Here is a 2,168-nt window from a genome sequence, read left to right on the forward strand (position 1 = left end):
CCGCGAGGGCGGATGTGTTCGAATACATCGAGCGGTTCCACAACCCGAGGATGCGACGAAGGGTCGCCAGGCAAGACCAGAAGTTCTCAGCCCTTTTACAACCGTCCGTGATTTCGGGGTAGAACCCACGCCGGACAGATAGTACGAGTACATGTTCGAGTTTGGTTTGGCGGCCTTCAGCACTTTGGAAGGCCCGAGCCCTGGCGTCGTCACGGTAGGTGTCGCGCTCGCGACCGAATGCGCTATTGGCTCCAGCACGCCTTGACGGATGGGCTGGTGATCAAAATCGATTGACGGGCGACCATCTGCCCTCATCCGTCGAAATAGAGCGCCTGCGCTGAAAATGTGCAGAGCAATAGGTTGGTGCTCAATGAGCTTCTGTACCTGCCACTCATCGAGCTGCAGGAAACTGGGTTCGCCATAATGGCGAATAGAAGAAGGAGCGGCACCTTGCTCGGGACAAACACGGTGAGCGAATAGGTGCCCAGGCTCTTTGAAGTGACAGCGAAACCCCTCCGGAACATGGACGTAGAATCTCCCACCGATTTCGGTCAGCCTGAGCATGAAGTCAACGGGATCCTCTCCTTCAAGCATGCGGCTCATCGGCTTGACGCGGACGGGGAGTGGCTCAGTTGTCATGAGTCGTGGTGTTCTTCTTGAGCTCATTCTTGGCTGACAGAACAAAGTCGGCCCATGCTTGCATCATCGGACGACGTTGCTCCAAAAGGTCAGTACGGTGGTAGGCCGCCTCGACCTTGTCCTTGACGGCGTGTGCCAAGGCGCGCTCCGCTAGGTCGCGTGCGTAGCCCCGTTCGCTGCACCAGTCCCGGAAGCTCGAGCGGAATCCGTGCACGGTCGCCACGCGCCCAGGTGTGTCGCTGGGTGCATTCACCCTGCGTAGCAAAGCGGTCAGCGTCATATCGGACATCACGGACCGAGCCTGTACGGATGGAAAGACGAGCTCGTCGTGTTGACCTGCGTGGCGTTTGAGGATCTCGATGGCTGGCAGCGACAAGGGCACCCGATGAATTACCTTGGACTTCATTCGTGCAGCTGGAATGGTCCACAGCTTCGTACGAAGGTTCACCTCACTCCATGCCATCCCTCGCACCTCGCCAGAACGGCTGGCGTTCAGGACCAGGAACAACAGAGCGTTGCGCGTCACCTCGAGCTCGCCCGCACCGACGAGTTCCGCCTTCACGAAGGACGGAACCGTAGCCCAAGGCATGGCCGGCTGGTGCTCCTGACGAACGGCTTTGCCAGGCTGCAGCGGAAGTAGGTGGGTGACCACGTCGACCGGGTTCGCCCCATTAAAGCCGTGCGCCCATCCCCATGCCATCACGGCGTGGAGGCGCTGCTTCACCCGAGTCGCCGTTTCCGCCTTCTCCAGCCAACAGGGCGCAGGACGTCCGCGATATGCCGAGGCTGGATTAGATCGATTGGAAGAGAACCAACAGTCGGGAACGCGTACTCGGTCAGCGTGTTGAGCCATTGCTGAGCGTGCTTGGCGTTCTTCCACCCGGGCGTTAGTTCGCGGTGGAGCTGCGCCGCAGCTTCCTGGAACGTCGGCGTCTTAGGCTTGGCATCCTCCGCAGCTTTGGTTTCCAGCGGGTCGCTTCCTGCCGCGATTTGTTCCCGCATCTCCCGGGCGAGCTTGCCCGCCAGGGCGATGCCAACCTGGGGGTAGCTGCCCAGGCCCGCGTTCCGGCGCTTGCCTGTCACTGGACTGACAAAGCGCAGGACCCATTTGCCGCGCCCCCTATGCGTGGCCGATGGGATCAGCGTGAGTCCAGTTACCCCGCCGTGAGCCACCGCCTGGCCACCAGGCCCCAAACTTCGGGCCTTAGCATCGGTGATCAGGGGCATCCCTCACCTCGAACTCCTGTCTTCTGGTATGCCATCCAGTATGCCATTTAACGTTTGCTGCCCTTGGGGTTCGTTGGGATCAGTTGGCGGCCAGGAGTGGCTAAGCCACTGAGCCCTGTGCTAAAATTTTTTGGCGTTGGGTTTGACTGCGTCCCATTGGGTAGCGTCGCGGCAGTCCCTCTCTCCGCCAGATTCACGATTCCGGTTTCCGCCCGGAACAGAGAAACCCGGGCCCCGCGCTGGGCGGCCCCCGGCGATGGTGGGCCCCGCGGGCCCCCGCGCCCGGAGGGGTGTGTGGTTTA

The 2,168-nt window shown here is 61.1% G+C and carries 2 protein-coding genes and 1 pseudogene; 1 reads left to right on the forward strand and 2 read right to left on the reverse strand.

Going from position 1 to position 2,168, the window contains the following annotated elements; translation table 11 throughout:
- A pseudogene (locus QMX80_RS19080) lies at positions 1–122 on the forward strand (IS3 family transposase); the annotation flags it as partial.
- Between the two features lie 506 nt (positions 123–628).
- Here the strand turns inward: QMX80_RS19080 and QMX80_RS19085 are convergent.
- Entirely contained in the window at positions 629–1,363 is a 735-nt protein-coding gene (locus QMX80_RS19085) for a site-specific integrase (protein ID WP_253133761.1), read from the reverse strand.
- A complete protein-coding gene (locus QMX80_RS19090) occupies positions 1,360–1,866 on the reverse strand; it encodes an integrase arm-type DNA-binding domain-containing protein (protein WP_253133762.1) in 507 nt (168 codons plus the stop codon). The genes QMX80_RS19085 and QMX80_RS19090 overlap by 4 nt, the downstream gene beginning before the upstream one ends.
- Positions 1,867–2,168 lie beyond the last annotated feature (302 nt).

This window comes from Stenotrophomonas sp. PS02297, assembly GCF_029959705.1.
Taxonomy (GTDB): Bacteria; Pseudomonadota; Gammaproteobacteria; order Xanthomonadales; family Xanthomonadaceae; genus Stenotrophomonas; species Stenotrophomonas nitritireducens.

Excerpts from the sequence above, each read along its gene's own strand:
- QMX80_RS19090 (WP_253133762.1), bottom strand. The coding sequence starts at position 1,866 with ATGCCCCTGATCACCGATGCTAAGGCCCGAAGTTTGGGGCCTGGTGGC.